Here is a 17,382-nt window from a genome sequence, read left to right on the forward strand (position 1 = left end):
TACAAAGCTCTGTATATCCAGAGCGTTGATTTATGTAATTTAATCAAGCATTTCTCTTGCAAATTCATCGCTATGTAAGCTTTTGCCATGCCGGGTACATAAACAGATACAGTCAATAAAGCGTTTGGCATCGCGTGGCAGTTTGGCTTCACCACGAAAATAACGCTGTACCTGGGCATAAACATTGTCTTTAAAGCAGGCACCATCGCCGCCTTCACCGGTCAGGTTATCTAAAGAAACCCGGAATTTGCGTCCAAATGCAGTGGCAAACATCCATTCAATCGCTTGCGGCTTGATTTCGACCTGCTCAAACAGGGCCTGCTGCTCAGCTGTGCGGCCATCCGGAGCATACCAGTAGCCTAAATCGGGCTGTTTACGGCGTTCCTCACCGGCAATGGTCCAGTGACTGATTTCATGCAGGGCACTGTTAAAGAAACCATGCGCAAACTGGATGCGGGCAGGGGTGTCTGCGGTGGCGGGAAAATACTCCGGTTCAAAATCACCACGCACCAGGTTGACATTGTGGTGGGAAAACCAGTGATTAAAGTGTAAGATGAGCCAATCGACGTATTCTGATTCTGTCGATAATTTCAACCAGTCCGAGAGTTGCACTTGGTCAGGTGAAATGTCAGAATCGAGCGTTGAAAGTGTGCTAACGAGTGATGAAACATTCACTTCTGTTTGCGGCTGCAACAGATGCATGACTTAATTTACCCAATTGGTCTGTCTAAATAAGTACAAAATTGTATCTTAATCTTTGACAGAGTACTGATGAATTTGTAGAATTGCCGCCTTAATTATGTCAGCAAATACCTTTCCGGCACAGATTGAGCCGTTTAAATGGGCTGAACAGGGCTTTACATGGTCAGGTACCCTGCCATTGTCTCGCTTTGCTCGTATTGCTCGTGAAGCTGTTGGATCAATTGATGATCAATTGATTAACATAGACTGTAAGCTATCAATGGATGCCTATCATCGCATTGCATGGCTAGATGGTCACGTTGAAACACAAGTTCCAATGGAATGCCAGCGCTGTCTGGATACTGTGGAAATTGACCTTGTTTTAGACTTCCATTTAGCGCTTGTAGATGATGAGTCACTGATAGAGCGCTTGGATGAGGATGCTGATTTCATTGTTCTGGGTGAAAGTGAAGCAACCAGCAAAGGTGATTATGATTCACCGGCGACGGCTGATTTACTCGCACTTATAGAAGATGAACTGTTATTGTTGCTGCCTTTGTCGCCTAAGCATGACGCTTGCGAACACAAGCATCAACCTGCCGTTCAGAACGATGTCGAAGAAAAACGGGATAATCCGTTTGATGTTTTGGCAAGTTTGAAGGGTAAACTTAACTAAAAATTATGTTATAATTTTGCGTTAAGACAACTGAATTTGTTCTGATCCATTTTTTCGATCTTTGTAAGGAGCCATCATGGCCGTTCAGCAAAACCGTAAAAGTCGCTCTCGCCGTGACATGCGCCGTTCACATGACGCTTTAACCGAGAATGCATTAACTGTAGACCAAGCTACTGGTGAAACTCATCGTCGTCACCACGTATCTAAAGATGGTATCTACCGTGGTCGTCAATTATTCGCTAAAGCAGCTGATGCTGAATAATTGTTGACAAGCATTAAGCGTCAAGCTTAGTGGAAAAAATGGGAGCGTAAGCTCCCTTTTTTTGTTGTTTTTCGCAATTACTTCACCCGAAAAATAGTGTTAAATTTTCGCACCAACGATCAGCTTACATAAAAAAGAACTGTTGAAGGGGCGTACCCTGTTTAAAACAGCTCTACACGAAAGGATTTTTATATGTCTGCTACACGATTCGAGCAAGCGACAAAAACTGCATTTGTGTTTCCTGGACAAGGTTCACAAAAAGTCGGCATGCTGGCAGAACTTGCAGAACAGTTTGCTGGTGTGCGTGAAACTTTTGCGGAAGCATCGGCCGCAATCAGTTTTGATTTATGGCACATTGCGCAAAGTGGTGAGGGTTTAGATCAAACAGAATTTACCCAGCCGGTTTTATTGACCGCCAGTATTGCATTGTGGCGTGTCTGGCTGGAGCTGGGTGGTGTAGCACCCAAATATCTGGCAGGCCACTCTCTGGGCGAATACAGCGCGCTGGTGGCGGCGGGTGCGTTATCACTGGGTGATGCCGTGAAGCTGGTGAATTTACGTGGCAAACTCATGCAGTCAGCTGTGCCACAAGGCCAGGGCGCTATGGCGGCCATTTTGGGTCTGGAAGATGCCAAAGTGATTGAACTGTGTGCGCAAGCTACCGCACAAGGCACCGGTTCAGTTGAAGCAGCCAACTACAATGCCCAAGGTCAGGTGGTAGTTGCTGGCGATAAAGCAGCGGTAGATGCAGTCATCGCACTCGCCAAAGAAAATTCAGCCAAAGCTATTGCGCTTCCGGTGTCAGTGCCATCGCACTGTTCACTGATGAAACCGGCTGCAGAACAGTTCGCACAAGCTTTGGAACAAACTGCCATTGAGCTACCAAGCATTCCTGTAATACAAAATGTGGGCGCAGCTGTAGCAACTGATGTTGCTCAATTGCGTCAGGCTTTGACTGCTCAATTGTATCAGTCTGTGCAATGGACAAACACCATGCAGTACCTGCAAGACCAGGGCATTCAGTACATTGTTGAATGTGGTCCAGGAAACGTATTGGCGAACCTTGCAAAACGCTTACCTCACATAGAAAAAGCATTCCCGATTGACAGTAACAGTCGTCTGGAGGATGCCTTAAATGCCATTTTAGTGGCTGAAGGGAAAATTGCATGACACAAGAACGCAAAGTCGCATTGGTGACAGGTGCAAGCCGAGGGATTGGTGCAGCCATCGCTCAGCAGCTTATTCAAGACGGTTATTTTGTGGTTGGGACAGCAACTTCTGAAGCAGGTGCAGAAAAACTAAGCAAAGGCTTTGGTGAACAGGGTGCGGGTAAAGTCCTGGATGTTCGTAATGGCGAGGCAATTGATGCGCTCATTTCGGACATCGAACAAAACTATGGTCCGGTACTGGTCTTGGTGAACAACGCTGGTATTACCAAAGATAATTTGTTACTGCGTATGTCTGAAGATGACTGGGATGATATCCTCAACATCCATCTGAAAGCCGTTTACCGTTTGTCTAAACGTGTACTGAAAGGCATGACCAAAGCGCGTTTCGGTCGCATTATTAATATTAGTTCAGTGGTGGCACACTTTGCCAATCCGGGACAGGCCAACTACTCTGCGGCCAAAGCAGGGATTGAGGCATTTAGCCGCAGCCTGGCCAAGGAAATGGGCAGCCGTCAAATTACGGTTAACTCTGTTGCACCCGGTTTTATTGCAACAGAAATGACCGAACAGTTAAGTGAAGAAATTCGCAAAAAAATGAGTGAGCAAGTGGCATTAAACCGTTTAGGTGATCCACAAGATATCGCCAATGCAGTGAGTTTCTTGGCTTCTGACAAAGCAAGTTACATCACTGGTACAGTGTTACATGTAAATGGTGGTTTATACATGAATTAAGCTCATGTATAAACTTTCAAAAACTTATAGATTCAATTAAACTAACGGCATTAAAAACGCCACAAGCAATGAGGAGAATTCCTGTGAGCGATATCGAACAACGCGTTAAACAAGCGGTTGCTGAACAACTTGGTCTTAAAGCTGAAGAGATTAAAAACGAAGCATCTTTCATGGATGACTTAGGAGCAGACTCTCTGGACCTGGTTGAACTTGTAATGTCTTTCGAAAATGATTTCGACATCACAATTCCTGATGAAGATTCAAACGAAATTACAACTGTTCAATCTGCAATTGACTATGTGACTAAAAAACTTGGTTAATTAAAGATTTTTAGCAGATGCTAAGAAAAGCCACCCTTTTGGGTGGTTTTTTTATGGCCGGCCGAAATTACATAAGCTTACTTTTATCTAACCAAGCGCAACGCTCTCCTGTGTATTTTTTCGTTATAAAAAGAAAGCACGCAATTCCAAATGATTGATAAAAATCAATTACATCAAATAAAAGCTGGAGAATAACAATGGGACTTTTTGATTTTGTAAAAGGTATTGGTAAGAAAAACACTGCCCCGGCAGAGCAACAACCGGCAGCACCGGCGGCGCCAGCAGAACCGTCTGCACAGGAAATGGCCAATAAATTATTGGGACATATTAAATCTTTAGGCTTACCAATTACGGGCCTTTCTGTGAACTACAATGGCAAGACCGATTTAGCCACGATTAAAGGGCAGGTACAAAGCCAGGCCGATCGTGAGAAAATTGTACTAGCGGTGGGAAATATTGATCATGTCGCGCAAGTGGATGATCAGATGACTGTGGCAACGCCAGAACCAGAAAGTAAATTCTATACAGTTAAATCAGGCGATACCCTGTCTAAAATCTCAAAAGAATTTTATGGTGATGCTAATCAGTATAATAAAATCTTTGAAGCCAACCGTCCTTTGTTAAAAGATGCGGATGATATTTTCCCTGGACAGGTGTTACGTATTCCGGCTTAAAGATTCAGAATTTTTATAAAAAGACGCGTATCGCGTCTTTTTTGTATTCAAGAGGGTGCGAATTTATATTTTTTATTCGCAGATGAATTCAGCTTATTTATAGTGCTGAAAAAATTAAACCCTCTTCGGAGGGTTTAATCATAAACTTTTACCAGCTCAACGCACCGCCCGTCTGATAATCCGTTACACGCGTCTCGAAGAAATTCTTCTCTTTACGCAGATCCATCATCTCAGACATCCAGGCAAACGGGTTGGTCACACCGCTAAACTGCTCAGGTAAGCCCAACTGGCTTAAACGGCGGTTACAGATGAACTTCAGGTATTCTTCCATCATGCCGGCGTTCATGCCCAATACGCCACGTGGCATGGTGTCACGCGCATATTCAATCTCAAGCATGGTGCCTTCAAGAATCATTTGAATCACTTCTTGCTGGAACTCGGCGGTCCACAGGTGCGGGTTCTCGATCTTGATCTGGTTGATCATGTCGATACCGAAGTTCAAGTGCATTGATTCATCACGCAGGATGTACTGGAACTGTTCCGCCACACCATTCATCTTGTTACGACGGCCCATTGACAGGATTTGCGTGAAACCGCAGTAGAAGAAGATGCCTTCAAGTACGCAGTAGAATGCAATCAGGTTACGCAGCAAAATCTGGTCGTTTTCAGGGGTACCGGTTTTGAAAGTCGGGTCGCTTAAAGATTGGGTGTATTTCAGGCCCCAAGCTGCTTTACGTGCGACTGATGGTACTTCACGGTACATGTTGAAGACTTCGCCTTCATCCATGCCTAAAGATTCGATACAGTACTGATAAGCATGCGTGTGAATCGCTTCTTCAAACGATTGACGCAAGATGTACTGACGGCATTCCGGGTTAGTGATGTGACGGTAGATCGCCAGAACCAGGTTATTGGCCACCAGTGAGTCAGCAGTCGAGAAGAAGCCCAGTGAGCGCATCACGATGGTACGTTCATCTTCAGTCAAGCCATTTTCAGACTTCCACAACGCGATGTCGTGGTTCATGTTGATTTCTTGTGGCATCCAGTGGTTGGCACAACCATCCAGATATTTTTGCCAAGCCCATTCGTATTTGAACGGCACCAGCTGGTTTAAGTCAGCGCGGCAGTTGATCATACGTTTGTCATCAACCTGTACGCGTCCTGCACCCATTTCCAGCTCTTCCAGGCCAGGCGCCACGTCAAGCTGTTCTAGGGAAGCAGATGCTCTTGCCAGCGAATCGGTTGAATTTGCTGATCCGCTTCGAGGGGTTGCAGCGGGTTGTGCAGCTGCCACATGCGTCTGTGGTTGCTCTGCAGCAGGTACCACTTGCGGATTAGCCGCTTTTTGCGGTTCGACGGGCGTAGGCTGGTGTTCAGGAGCAGCCGGTTTTTGCGAATCATCTTCGAAATCGTCCCAACTTAGGATAGACATGGGATTCTCCTTAAGTATAAAAGGTGAACCCCATTTGAAATAGAGACTAGATTATATTCCTGTCTCTATTTCAAAACCATTTAATATGAATATTAAATGGTGGGGGGTTCCTATTCCTTTAAAATGTTTAACAAATTTTGGTCAATCGGAAAGACAATAAGATGGTCATTCAAATCAACACAATGCCTAAAATCATTCATGATTTCATCAGTCGTTTTAGCTGTATTCAACAACCACATAGACTTCTGTAATCTTTCATGCTCATACTTTCCAAGAGCTTGATAAATCTTGGAATAGTTTGAACTTGGTTTATTGTGTAGATCGTAACTTAAGCACATGTAATGCATAAAAATCTCCTGCTACTTGAGTGAAAAACAATTGAAAATTAGCTTTCATTTTTAAAACTCCTAAAAACAATGTTTTAGATTAAAAATGAGAATTAACAGTTGACTCAAAACTCAAAGTAAACGAAGATTTCGTTACTTTCGTAGTGGAAAGTTTTCAGCCAACCGTGTTCTCGGTTATCTGAGATTGATGGAGGGGATACGCCAATATCCCCAACATTTTTCTCAAATCCCTTCTAAATCTCCAATTACTCTTTATCTTTCGTAATCTTCAATCTAGATTTGATTTTGTATTAGTACATAATCAAAAGAAGTAATTCGTCTAAATAAAACTACTTATTTTGTTTACGCTGTTGCTGGCGAAATTTAAACCAGAAATAAGCAAGCGGTGCGTAAAAGGTAACGGCAAAGGAAAGGATCAATGCCACAAGTCCTAACATGTAATTGTGAGTCATATGGGGCATAGGTTTTCCTTTTACTTTTAGTTTGTGAATCCTAGCCGAAACTAGGATTCACGTTTAAATCATTTTTTAGATGATTTTGCTGGCTTCACTGTTTCAACAATCGTGGTCTTTGGGTGCTTTTTAGCATATTCCAAAGTAACGTATTGACCAGTGATAGCACTTCGAGCTGCTTTTTGATTATTAGCCATGCTCAGTACTCCTTGATACAAAATCAAGATGACTCTTACTGGCTCATAAACTAATTCAATGATAGAATCGCTCACGCATTCTCATATGCCAGCCTCGTTGTGACCATCTTGGTATCACTTCGAGATTGAAAGCCTTCTAGTTAGTTTTGGTCGACGCTAGAGGGCTTTTTTATTGCCTAAATTTCGTAATCCCCCTAAATCCCCCTTTATAAAAGGGGGACTTTCCCCCTCCTTTATTAAAGGAAGGTCGGGGTGGATTAGAAACCCGTCAGATTACTGACAAGCCTCACAATCAGGATTATCAATTGAACATGCTTGTGGCACTGGCGCTGCTTGAGTGAAACCTTCTTCCTCTACAGGCGCTTCAGGTTTTTTCTCTTCAACCACTGGCGCTGCAACTACAGGAGCCGCAACGGTTGCAGGCTTAACTGCATTCAGTGCGCCCGTGTTAATGGTTGATTTCTCAGCCGATGTTGCACCTAAAGCACGTAGATAATACGTCGTTTTCAGACCACGTAACCAAGCCATCTTATAAGTGATGTCCAGTTTTTTACCATTTGCACCAGAGATGTAAAGGTTCAGTGACTGTGCCTGATCAATCCATTTCTGACGACGAGATGCAGCATCCACAATCCAGCGCGGCTCAACTTCAAACGCAGTCGCGAAGATGGCTTTCAGCTCTTCAGGAATACGCGAAATCTTTTGTACTGAACCTTCGAAGTGTTTCAGGTCGTTGACCATTACCGCATCCCATAGGCCGCGTTCTTTCAATGCACGTACCAGGTAAGGGTTGATCACAGTGAACTCACCAGACAGATTTGATTTCACATACAGGTTCTGGAAGGTTGGCTCAATCGATTGAGACACGCCACAGATGTTAGAAATAGTTGCTGTTGGTGCAATGGCCATCACGTTCGAGTTACGCATACCGTCTTTTTGAACTTTGGCACGTAAAGTGTCCCAGTCCAGACGTTGGGTACGATCAACTTCAAACATGCGCTCAGGACGGGTTTTCGCTACCAGCTCTAAAGAGTCGATTGGTAAAATACCCTGATCCCATAATGAACCTTTGAAGGTTTCATAGGTGCCACGTTCAACCGCCAGATCACTTGAGGTTTGAATTGCGTAGTAAGAAATCACTTCCATTGATTCATCAGCAAAATCAACTGCTGCATCAGAACCGTAGGCAATACCCATTTCGTACAGTGCATCCTGGAAGCCCATGATACCCATACCTACCGGACGGTGACGCAGGTTCGAGTTTTTCGCCTGTGGTACCGCGTAGTAGTTGATGTCAATCACGTTGTCGAGCATACGTACCGCAGTTTTGATGGTACGTGCCAGTTTTTCATGATCCAGCTTGCCACCTTGAACGTGCTGTACCAGGTTAATTGAACCCAGGTTACAGACCGCGATTTCATCTTTGCTGGTGTTCAGGGTAATTTCTGTACACAGGTTGGATGAGTGCACCACGCCCACGTGTTGTTGTGGTGAACGCAGGTTACATACGTCTTTGAATGTAATCCACGGGTGGCCGGTTTCGAACAGCATCGACAGCATTTTGCGCCATAAGTCTTTGGCACGTACTTTCTTATGCAGCAGGTTCTGTTCTTTCGCCACCGCTTCGTAATGCGTATAGCGCTCAGTGAAGGCCTGGCCAGTCAGATCATGCAGGTCTGGTGTTTCAGATGGCGTGAACAGGGTCCATTCTGCATCTTCAAACACACGTTGCATGAATAAGTCAGGAACCCAGTTCGCTGTGTTCATGTCATGGGTACGACGACGGTCATCACCGGTGTTCTTACGCAGTTCCAGGAATTCTTCGATGTCTAAGTGCCAGGTTTCAAGATAGGCACAGACCGCACCTTTACGCTTACCACCCTGGTTCACCGCAACCGCAGTATCGTTTGCGACTTTCAGAAACGGTACCACACCTTGTGATTTACCGTTGGTCCCTTTGATGTAAGAGTTCAGGGCACGAACTGGAGTCCAGTCATTACCTAAACCGCCTGCCCATTTAGACAGCATTGCGTTATCACGCATTGCGCCATAAATATCGTACAGGTCATCACCAATGGTGGTGAGGTAACAGCTAGATAACTGCGGACGTAGCGTACCTGAGTTAAACAGGGTAGGCGTAGAAGCCATGTAGTCGAAGCTCGACAACAAGTTATAGAACTCAATTGCACGTTCTTCTTTGTTGTCTTCGTTCAGCGCCAGACCCATAGAAACGCGCATGAAGAATAACTGTGGCAATTCGAAACGGATACCATCTTTATGGATGAAGTAACGGTCGAATAACGTCTGTAAACCAAGATACGTAAACTGGTTAGAACGTTCTGGCTGAATGGCAGCGGCCAGTTTTGCCAGATCAAAGTTCAGCAGGTCTTCTGACAGCAGCTCCAGCTCGATACCTTTTTTCAGGAAGGTTTCCAGAGCTTCGCCTTCAGGGGTTTCTACTGGTAGACCCAGGAACTCCAGGCCTGTTGCCACTAAGTCATTACACAGCAGGCGCGCAGTAACGTAAGTATAGTTTGGTTCCTGTTCAATACGGGTACGCGTCGCCATCATCATGGTGGTTGAGATGTCTGACTCTTTTACGCCGTTGTACAGGTTTTTCACGGTTTCATCGACAATGGCCTGAACATCAATGCCTTCAAGACCTTCAGCTGCAGTGGTGACGGTTGCTGTCAATGCACTTAAATCCAGTGGCTTTAACTGGCCCTGGCTGTCAGTGATCTGTAAGGTCGGGTGATGGTTGGCACCCATCTGCTTACGTGCTTCAGAACGTTGTTCGCGATAGATGACATAAGCACGAGCAACTTTCTGTTCGCCTGTACGCATAAGCGCAAGCTCAACCTGGTCCTGAATTTCTTCAATGTGAATGGTGCCGCCTGATGGTAAACGACGCTTAAACGTGTTCAGAACCATTTCAGTCAGTTGTTCGATACGGTCATGAATACGGCTGGAATCGGCGCTTTGCTGACCTTCAACCGCCAGGAAAGCTTTACCAATCGCTACAGAGATTTTTTCTGCATCGAAAGGGGCCACTTCACCGGTGCGTTTAATCACCTGAAGTTGACCGGGTGTGGATGTGATTACGCTCATGTCAGCATAGCTCCATTGTCATCTATTGTTATGTTTATAGACCATTGAACCGGGCAAAAAATAGGCCACAGTGTTTGAGGAATAAACACAAGACTTAGTGGTTTAAAATTGAATTGAACACAAGATACGGGAAATTTTAGGGTAGATCAATATTGACTTTTCTTTAAAATTTTTGGCGTTTTTTGGATAAAATCTTTTGCAAAAAAATCCCCGATTTGTCCATTCGGCTATAAGCCTTATCGGACAAGGGCATAGCATAACAAAGCCGGCATAATCTGCTTATAGATAAACGTGTGGATAACTAAAAATCTCTTTGAACAGTCAGTCACATTCTGATCAATGGCCAAAAGCTGCAAAAAAATTGTACATTTTAAAAAGATTTATGTTGTTGAATTCATGGAATTCAGTTAAAAAGAGAAAAGTATAAGGAATTCAATAATTAATAAAAATATAACAAAAAGCTACTTTGATGTATCAGTTTAGTGAATAGCATCTTGTTTACAATGTAAACGTGTGTATATTGCAGAATATATTTCGACGTATCTACCGGATTTTAAAAGGATAGAATACGTTTAATCAAATAAAGGGGCAGTTCATGAGCCAAGAAGAAAAGTTACCAAAAATTTTAATTGTTGAAGATGATGAGCGTCTGGCACGTTTAACTCAGGAATACCTGATCCGTAACGGACTGGAAGTGGGTGTTGAGCCAGATGGGAACCGTGCCATCCGCCGTATTATCGCGGAGCAGCCAGATTTAGTGGTGCTGGATGTAATGCTGCCGGGTGCAGACGGTTTGACCATTTGCCGCGAGGTTCGTCCACATTATCATCAACCGATTCTGATGCTCACTGCACGTACCGAAGATATGGACCAGGTTCTGGGTCTGGAAATGGGTGCAGATGACTATGTCGCCAAGCCGGTTCAGCCACGTGTTCTGCTGGCGCGTATTCGTGCCTTGCTGCGCCGTACTGACAAAGCCCCTGAAGATGAAGTGGCACAGCGTATCGAATTTGATGACCTGGTCATCGACAATGGTGGCCGCTCGGTAACCTTGAATGGTGAACTGGTCGATTTCACCAGCGCAGAATATGACCTGCTCTGGTTACTGGCTTCGAATGCTGGCCGTATCCTGTCGCGTGAAGATATTTTCGAGCGCCTGCGCGGTATTGAATATGACGGTCAGGACCGTTCAATTGACGTGCGTATTTCGCGCATCCGTCCAAAAATTGGCGATGACCCGGAAAATCCAAAGCGTATTAAAACTGTACGCAGCAAAGGATACTTATTTGTCAAAGAAACGAATGGTATATAATCGTCGCGCGTATCTGAGATAGGACTGTTTTTCGTGTTCAAACACAGCATATTCTTGCGGATTTATGCAGGATTGGTAATTCTGGTGGCATTGGTGGCCGTGTTAGGCTATTTGCTGGTTCAGATCATTAACTATCAGCGCGCGCAAGAATATCGTGAATCCCTGACCGATGGTATGGCCTATATCATTAGTGAAGGGGTGGCGCGACAACCCAATGAGCAGCAAAAGCAGGACTGGATTTCAGATGCCTCGGATTTGCTGGAACTGCCCATCTATTATATTGCTGCCGATAAGGTCGAGCTGTCACGGGCCGAACTGAAACGGATCAAAGAGCGCAGGGCTGCGGTACGTTACGATGCAGAAACGACCACAGCCTATATTATTATGGGCCTGAGAAATGACCCGGAACATTATCTGTATATCAAGGCCGATGAAATTACCGAACGGCAAATGAAGGCACTGCCGATCTTTATTCTGGATTATCTGGTCTATTTCCCGGGACAGGAAAAAGAATATCTGGCCCGTATCCAGGATCAGTTTTCTTATCCTATCGACATTCAGAACATTGCCGATTTACCGCTCGACTCCGAGCAAATTGGCCGTTTAAGGCTGGACCACAGCATTATCCTGTATCGGGATAATGCCAGCGTACGTGGCACCACCATCTCCATTATTTCGCCAATGCCGAATTCGCCGTCCGAGGTGCTGGTACTTGGTCCGGTTCCGCTGTTTAACTGGATGCCATTCCAGCTGGCGGCCGGGATTACCTTGCTGAGTCTGTTTATTCTGAGTCTGGGCATTTATGGCCTGATTCTGCCGATGCAGCGCAAAATCCGTGAAGTAAATTTTGCCTTGAACCGCATGAAAACCGGCGATTTAAACCTGCGTTTACCCATTGACGGTTCAGATGAAATGGCCAGTCTGGCCTCCAGCTATAACAGCATGTCCGATCATATCCAGCGTCTGATTGAAGCCCAGCGCGAGCTGATGCGCGCGGTATCGCATGAACTGCGTACCCCGGTAGCGCGGATTCGTTTTGGGATGGAAATGTTGGCTGAAGAAGATGATTATGAATACCGGATTCAGCAGCTGGACATGATTGATAAAGACATTGAAGCACTGAATACCCTGATTGACGAGATCATGACCTATGCCAAACTGGAGCAGGGCATGCCATCGTTAGAAATTAAAAAAGTGGTGCTGTTTGAGGTGCTGGATCAGGTGGTTAATGAAACCGACGCACTGAAAACCGGTAAGGACATTCAGCTGCAAACCATGTCGACCAGTCTGGAAGTCGATGCCGAGCGCCGTTATTTACACCGCGTGGTGCAGAACTTGGTCGGGAATGCGGTGCGTTATTGTGACCACAAGGTACTGGTCAGCGGTGGCGTGACTGCACAAGGCGTGGCTTATGTCTGTGTGGAAGATGATGGGCCGGGCATTCCAGAAGAAGACCGGAGCCGCGTATTTGAAGCCTTTGCCCGTTTAGATGATAGCCGTACCCGTGCCTCTGGGGGGTATGGTCTGGGCCTGTCGATTGTCAGCCGGATTGCCTACTGGTTTGGCGGCAAGATTGAGGTGGATCAGAGCACCACTTTGGGCGGTGCACGTTTTATTATGTCCTGGCCGGCGCAGCGCTTTAGCAAGTCGCGTAAAAAGCAGGGCAATAAAGAAGGGCTGGAATCTTAAACGCTGCTTCAAAGATTCAGCTAAAGAACAGCAAGCAAGGGGCGGTTGCTGTTCTTTGGTGGGAGAGTTGGGTCAGAGATTGTCAGCCATCGTTACCATCTAAAATGGTCCGCGTACTCTCTTTCTGTCCAGTCTTTGAATTGATCAATTGAGTTGCAAAAAAATAGCCAGTGATGTCACTGGCTATTTTTTTTGCATGGAGCAATTATTGAGTCTGTTCTTTGTACAAGCGGTCTGCTTCATCAAAACGCTCAGTAATGCTGCTGCTTGGCGCTTTGCCCAGCAAGCTCACCACAATAATGGCAATGAACGAGCAGACAAAGCCCGGAATAATTTCATAGATACCGGTATCGCCCCAGACATTTTTCCAGAGAATCACCATCACCGCACCCACGATCATGCCGGCCAGCGCACCATTTAAAGTCATGCGTTTCCAGAATAAAGACAAAATAATCAGTGGACCAAATGCGGCACCAAAACCAGCCCAGGCATAAGCCACCAGGCCCAGAACTTTCGATTCCGGGTTACCGGCCATCCAGATTGCCAGCAGGGCAATCAGTAACACCATTAAACGGCCAACCCAGACCAGTTCTTTTTGTGAGGCAGATTTACGCAGGAACGATTTATAGAAGTCTTCAGTTAGGGTACTTGAACAGACCAGCAGCTGACAGCTTAGGGTACTCATCACCGCAGCCAGAATTGCCGCCAAGACAATACCAGCCACCCACGGGTTAAACAGGATTTTGGTCAGTTCCATAAACACGGTTTCAGGGTTGGCATTCACCACCCCGGCCAGTTCCGGATGTTGCTGGAAGTAGGCAATACCAAAGAAACCGGCCGCCACCGCACCGCCTAAACACAGGATCATCCAGGTCATGCCAATACGGCGTGCATTTGGAATTGACTTCACTGAATCTGCCGCCATGAAGCGCACCAGAATATGCGGCTGACCGAAATAACCCAGGCCCCAGGCCAGTAACGAGATAATCGCAACAATACTTAAATCACCGACCAGATTCATGGCTTGCGGACGCGCAGCTTCCAGTGCCAGCGTCACTTGAGATAAATCAGAAAAGGTCAGCAGGGTGACAATAGGCGTCAGGATTAAGGCAAAGATCATCAGGCCAGCCTGAATGGTGTCTGTCCAGGACACCGCCAAGAAGCCGCCAATAAAAACATAGCTGATGGTGGCAATGGCACTGATCCATAAGGCTGTGCTATACGACATTTCAAACATACTTTCGAATAAGCGCGCACCGGCCACCATGCCAGAGGCACAGTAAATCGCAAAGAAAATCAGAATCACAAAGGCCGATACAATACGCAGCACTTTTTTCTGGTCATTAAAACGATTGGAGAAATAATCCGGTAAGGTCAGGGCATTGTGCTGCACTTCGGTATGTACCCGTAAGCGGCCCGCAACCAGTAACCAGTTCAGCCAGGCACCAATAATCAGGCCAATGGCAATCCACACCTCAGATAAACCGGACAGGTAAATTGCTCCCGGTAAACCCATCAATAACCAGCCACTCATATCCGATGCGCCAGCAGACAGGGCCGTGACAAAGCTGCCTAAACGGCGGCCACCCAGAATATAGTCTGAAAAGTTGGTGGTTGCGCGATAGGCCATCAGACCAATCGCGATCATGGCGACAATATAAAACAGAAAGGTGATTAAGGTCGGATTTAGGGAGCTCATACGGTATCCATATAGTATGTTGGACAGTAAAGGACTTATGGCCTCAATGCGTTCCATGCAAATTCTTGATGGATACTCACAAGTCCTGAAAGATTCAAAAAATGAAGGCGAAATTTAACCATAATTTTGCATGAAATACTGATTTTTCTTTCAGGCAATAAAAATAGACAGCATCCAGGCTGTCTATTTTTGGCTAAAAAGGTGCTTAGTTTTGTCGGCCCATGACCCCACGAATGGTATTCAGAATATCGGCCGGTAATACCACCGTCTTGGCATTTGGCGACTTCGACATATCCTGCATGGCTTTCACATATTGTTCACCAAGCAGATAGGCCACCGGAATTTCTTTATCGCCGACTGCTGTCGTGACCATTTCAATAGCACGTTGCGAAGCTTCGGCCAGCACCACTTGTGCTTCGGCATCACGGCGTGAAGCTTCAAGACGGCCTTCGGCTTCCAGAATGGCTGCCTGTTTTTCACCATCGGCTTTGGTTACGGTGGCACGACGCTGACGTTCTGCTGCCGCCTGTTCTTCCATTGCTGACTGCATTGTGTTGGATGGTTTAATATCTTGAATTTCAACGGTTTTAAGGGTAATACCCCAGTCCGCAATATCATCTGAAATCGAGGCTTTTAAACGTGCCTTAATATGGTCACGTGAGGACAGCGCATCATCCAGATCCATTTCACCGACAATAGAACGCAACGAGGTTTGTACCAGGTTCTGAATGGCCCAAGAATAGTTTTCAATCCCGTACACCGCTTTTTCTGGCGTGGTCAGGTTAATGTAGGCCACCGCGTTCATCAGCAGGACGGCGTTATCGCGGCTGATGACTTCCTGAGACGGAATGTCCAGCACAATGTCTTTGGTGGTGACTTTATAGGCCACTTCATCGACATAGGGAATTACGAAGTTCAGACCCGGACTTAGGGTGGTGTGGTATTTACCCAAACGTTGCACAATCCATTTATAGCCTTGTGGAACAATACGCACCCCTTTAAAAATGGTGATGGCCACAAAGGCCAGCAGGGCTAAAACAATAATGGAGCCAGCATTCATTTTATATTACTCACTGTTTTTCGTTGTCATTCTGCAGGCTATGCAACTGCACAACCAGATCATTGCCAAGAATATCGACCACACGCACACGATCACCGACCTGCACCGGACTTAGAGTGCGGCAGTTCCATTCATCAGAACCGAGCACCGGCATCGGAAAACGGACTTTCACTTCATCATGCTCCAGATTGGTCTGGATGACCATACCAATCTGGCCGATGGTGGCTTCCCGTGACAGGCCGGCTTTGGTTTTATCAATCGACAGTGGTTTAATAAATTTAAACCAGAGCAGGGTACACAGCACCGATAAAATGATCCACATCACCAGCTGCGTGGTGGTGCCCATCATCGGGAACAGCAGATATAAAACGCCCACCATCAGCGCGCCCACGCCAAACCAGAGTGCAGCAAAAGCCGGCAGCAGCAGCTCGGAAAGAATCAGCAAAATGCCTAAAACAAACCAGTGCCAGGGTTCAAGAACAAATTCCATACATCGACTCGTCGCGAATGATTGTAAAAAGAATCATTGATATAGATCAATCTGTATGCTGTTCAATGTAGCAGATGACAACCGACTTGGATATGAAAAAATCCCCGATGTTAAAATTTGGCTTTGGGTGGTGGCGCCAAAGCGGCTGGAGATTTTTTAAAGTCGCTGATGGCTTTTTCAATGGCGCGGATTTTCAGCTGGGCAGCTTTTTCACCTTCTAAAATGGTCTGGTTGCTGGCTTTTAAATCCAGTGTGCCAATATGACCAACTTTAGGCTGAATCACCACATTGGCCTGGCGCAGTTCTTCATGAATACTCTGCTGGCCCATAATGTTGATGGTCTGATCGAGCAGGCCCCACATATTCATGGGCGTATTACCGGTTGGACGCGCGGAAATATCCACTGCAATGACCAGATCGGCGCCCATATCTTTGGCGGTTTTGACCGGAATCGGGCTGACCAGACCACCATCGACATATTTGGTGCCAGCAATAGTCGCCGGCACAAACACATTTGGAATGCTGCAGGAGGCACGTACCGCCTGACCGGCATTGCCTTTAATAAAGTCGGCTTTACGGCCATTGTCCAGACGGGTGGCGACCGCAGCAAAACGAATCGGGAACTGCTGGATGGCTTTGTTACCCACCTGCTGATTGACATAGTCCTGCAGTTTCTGGCCCAGCACAAAGCCCTGACGGTTCAGGGTTAAGTCGCGAATATCAGATTCTTTAAAGTTTAGGGCCAGTTGCTGTAACTGATACGGTGATTTACCACTGGCATAAAGACTGCCGACAAAACTGCCGGCACTGGTGCCGGTTACAATTTTCGGTTTAATGCCGTGTGATTCTAAAACTTTCAGTACGCCAATATGGGCAAAACCTTTGGCACCGCCACCCCCTAAGGCAATGGCCACCACCGGTTCACGCGCCTGAATAGGCGTTGGAGTCACTGGGGTTTGTACCGCCCGATCACAGCCGGAAAGTGCCAGCAATAACAGGCCGGCTGTCGAAAATTGCAGTAATTTCATGATTCGATAGGAGATTAATTCAACAAAATATGCGCACATCTCAGCAAAAAAATA

18 protein-coding genes are annotated in these 17,382 nt (G+C 46.0%); 8 read left to right on the forward strand and 10 right to left on the reverse strand.

Going from position 1 to position 17,382, the window contains the following annotated elements:
* Positions 1-39: 39 nt before the first annotated feature.
* Complete coding sequence (locus P253_RS00535) at positions 40-702, reverse strand: elongation factor P hydroxylase (RefSeq protein ID WP_016659870.1); 663 nt, start codon at positions 700-702, stop codon at positions 40-42.
* Positions 703-799: 97 nt separating this feature from the next.
* On the opposite strand from P253_RS00535, the gene P253_RS00540 reads away from it, so the two are divergent.
* From P253_RS00540 to lysM, 6 genes are all read left to right on the forward strand, one after another.
* Positions 800-1,357 carry a YceD family protein gene (locus P253_RS00540; RefSeq protein WP_005175975.1) on the forward strand — a complete coding sequence of 186 codons (558 nt, stop codon included), beginning with the start codon at positions 800-802 and terminating at the stop codon, positions 1,355-1,357.
* 76 nt (positions 1,358-1,433) lie between these two features.
* Positions 1,434-1,619: a 50S ribosomal protein L32 gene (gene rpmF, locus P253_RS00545; RefSeq protein WP_005175977.1), complete on the forward strand. Its 186-nt coding sequence runs from the start codon at positions 1,434-1,436 to the stop codon at positions 1,617-1,619.
* A 192-nt stretch (positions 1,620-1,811) separates the two neighbouring features.
* Positions 1,812-2,789 carry an ACP S-malonyltransferase gene (gene fabD, locus P253_RS00550; RefSeq protein WP_016659871.1) on the forward strand — a complete coding sequence of 326 codons (978 nt, stop codon included), beginning with the start codon at positions 1,812-1,814 and terminating at the stop codon, positions 2,787-2,789.
* Entirely contained in the window at positions 2,786-3,520 is a 735-nt protein-coding gene (gene fabG, locus P253_RS00555) for a 3-oxoacyl-ACP reductase FabG (RefSeq protein WP_016659872.1), read from the forward strand. Before fabD ends, fabG begins: the two co-directional genes overlap by 4 nt.
* Before the next feature lie 83 nt (positions 3,521-3,603).
* Positions 3,604-3,840: an acyl carrier protein gene (gene acpP / locus P253_RS00560; RefSeq protein ID WP_001279871.1), complete on the forward strand. Its 237-nt coding sequence runs from the start codon at positions 3,604-3,606 to the stop codon at positions 3,838-3,840.
* A 197-nt stretch (positions 3,841-4,037) separates the two neighbouring features.
* Entirely contained in the window at positions 4,038-4,514 is a 477-nt protein-coding gene (lysM, locus tag P253_RS00565) for a peptidoglycan-binding protein LysM (protein WP_005175989.1), read from the forward strand.
* Between the two features lie 148 nt (positions 4,515-4,662).
* On the opposite strand, the gene P253_RS00570 is transcribed toward lysM, so the two are convergent.
* The 5 genes from P253_RS00570 to P253_RS00580 all read right to left on the reverse strand — a co-directional run bounded on the left by P253_RS00570 (position 4,663) and on the right by P253_RS00580 (position 10,050).
* Complete coding sequence (locus P253_RS00570; protein WP_005175999.1) at positions 4,663-5,946, reverse strand: ribonucleotide-diphosphate reductase subunit beta; 1,284 nt, start codon at positions 5,944-5,946, stop codon at positions 4,663-4,665.
* Positions 5,947-6,056: 110 nt separating this feature from the next.
* Entirely contained in the window at positions 6,057-6,293 is a 237-nt protein-coding gene (locus P253_RS00575) for a hypothetical protein (RefSeq protein ID WP_016659873.1), read from the reverse strand.
* Between the two features lie 329 nt (positions 6,294-6,622).
* On the reverse strand, positions 6,623-6,754 hold the full coding sequence (locus P253_RS16100; protein WP_016659874.1) for a hypothetical protein: 132 nt from the start codon (positions 6,752-6,754) through the stop codon (positions 6,623-6,625).
* 59 nt (positions 6,755-6,813) lie between these two features.
* Positions 6,814-6,942, reverse strand: coding sequence for a hypothetical protein (locus P253_RS16035; protein ID WP_255209521.1), 129 nt, complete (start codon positions 6,940-6,942; stop codon positions 6,814-6,816).
* 273 nt (positions 6,943-7,215) lie between these two features.
* On the reverse strand, positions 7,216-10,050 hold the full coding sequence (locus tag P253_RS00580) for a ribonucleoside-diphosphate reductase subunit alpha (protein ID WP_016659875.1): 2,835 nt from the start codon (positions 10,048-10,050) through the stop codon (positions 7,216-7,218).
* Positions 10,051-10,645: 595 nt separating this feature from the next.
* Here P253_RS00580 and bfmR point away from each other — a divergent pair.
* Together bfmR and bfmS are read left to right on the forward strand one after the other, a co-directional pair.
* Entirely contained in the window at positions 10,646-11,362 is a 717-nt protein-coding gene (bfmR, locus tag P253_RS00585) for a response regulator transcription factor BfmR (RefSeq protein WP_005176018.1), read from the forward strand.
* A 33-nt stretch (positions 11,363-11,395) separates the two neighbouring features.
* Complete coding sequence (gene bfmS, locus P253_RS00590; RefSeq protein WP_016659876.1) at positions 11,396-13,051, forward strand: sensor histidine kinase BfmS; 1,656 nt, start codon at positions 11,396-11,398, stop codon at positions 13,049-13,051.
* Between the two features lie 205 nt (positions 13,052-13,256).
* Here the strand turns inward: bfmS and putP are convergent, their stop codons facing one another.
* The 4 genes from putP to P253_RS00610 form a co-directional block, all read right to left on the reverse strand.
* Entirely contained in the window at positions 13,257-14,750 is a 1,494-nt protein-coding gene (gene putP / locus P253_RS00595) for a sodium/proline symporter PutP (RefSeq protein WP_016659877.1), read from the reverse strand.
* A gap of 205 nt (positions 14,751-14,955) precedes the next feature.
* Positions 14,956-15,810, reverse strand: coding sequence for an SPFH domain-containing protein (locus P253_RS00600; protein WP_005176027.1), 855 nt, complete (start codon positions 15,808-15,810; stop codon positions 14,956-14,958).
* A gap of 10 nt (positions 15,811-15,820) precedes the next feature.
* A complete protein-coding gene (locus tag P253_RS00605; protein WP_005176030.1) occupies positions 15,821-16,300 on the reverse strand; it encodes an NfeD family protein in 480 nt (159 codons plus the stop codon).
* Positions 16,301-16,410: 110 nt separating this feature from the next.
* Complete coding sequence (locus P253_RS00610; protein ID WP_016659878.1) at positions 16,411-17,328, reverse strand: patatin-like phospholipase family protein; 918 nt, start codon at positions 17,326-17,328, stop codon at positions 16,411-16,413.
* Positions 17,329-17,382: the final 54 nt, after the last annotated feature.

The organism is Acinetobacter indicus CIP 110367, assembly GCF_000488255.1.
Taxonomy (GTDB): domain Bacteria; phylum Pseudomonadota; class Gammaproteobacteria; order Pseudomonadales; family Moraxellaceae; genus Acinetobacter; species Acinetobacter indicus.

Coding starts and splice junctions, on each gene's coding strand:
- P253_RS16035 (WP_255209521.1), bottom strand. CDS start 6,942: ATGGCTAATAATCAAAAAGCAGCTCGAAGTGCTATCACTGGTCAATAC.
- P253_RS00570 (WP_005175999.1), bottom strand. CDS start 5,946: ATGTCTATCCTAAGTTGGGACGATTTCGAAGATGATTCGCAAAAACCG.
- putP (WP_016659877.1), bottom strand. CDS start 14,750: ATGAGCTCCCTAAATCCGACCTTAATCACCTTTCTGTTTTATATTGTC.
- P253_RS00605 (WP_005176030.1), bottom strand. CDS start 16,300: ATGGAATTTGTTCTTGAACCCTGGCACTGGTTTGTTTTAGGCATTTTG.
- rpmF (WP_005175977.1), top strand. CDS start 1,434: ATGGCCGTTCAGCAAAACCGTAAAAGTCGCTCTCGCCGTGACATGCGC.
- fabG (WP_016659872.1), top strand. CDS start 2,786: ATGACACAAGAACGCAAAGTCGCATTGGTGACAGGTGCAAGCCGAGGG.
- fabD (WP_016659871.1), top strand. CDS start 1,812: ATGTCTGCTACACGATTCGAGCAAGCGACAAAAACTGCATTTGTGTTT.
- P253_RS00600 (WP_005176027.1), bottom strand. CDS start 15,810: ATGAATGCTGGCTCCATTATTGTTTTAGCCCTGCTGGCCTTTGTGGCC.
- P253_RS00575 (WP_016659873.1), bottom strand. CDS start 6,293: ATGCATTACATGTGCTTAAGTTACGATCTACACAATAAACCAAGTTCA.
- P253_RS00580 (WP_016659875.1), bottom strand. CDS start 10,050: ATGAGCGTAATCACATCCACACCCGGTCAACTTCAGGTGATTAAACGC.
- P253_RS00535 (WP_016659870.1), bottom strand. CDS start 702: ATGCATCTGTTGCAGCCGCAAACAGAAGTGAATGTTTCATCACTCGTT.
- P253_RS16100 (WP_016659874.1), bottom strand. CDS start 6,754: ATGCCCCATATGACTCACAATTACATGTTAGGACTTGTGGCATTGATC.
- bfmR (WP_005176018.1), top strand. CDS start 10,646: ATGAGCCAAGAAGAAAAGTTACCAAAAATTTTAATTGTTGAAGATGAT.
- P253_RS00610 (WP_016659878.1), bottom strand. CDS start 17,328: ATGAAATTACTGCAATTTTCGACAGCCGGCCTGTTATTGCTGGCACTT.
- P253_RS00540 (WP_005175975.1), top strand. CDS start 800: ATGTCAGCAAATACCTTTCCGGCACAGATTGAGCCGTTTAAATGGGCT.
- lysM (WP_005175989.1), top strand. CDS start 4,038: ATGGGACTTTTTGATTTTGTAAAAGGTATTGGTAAGAAAAACACTGCC.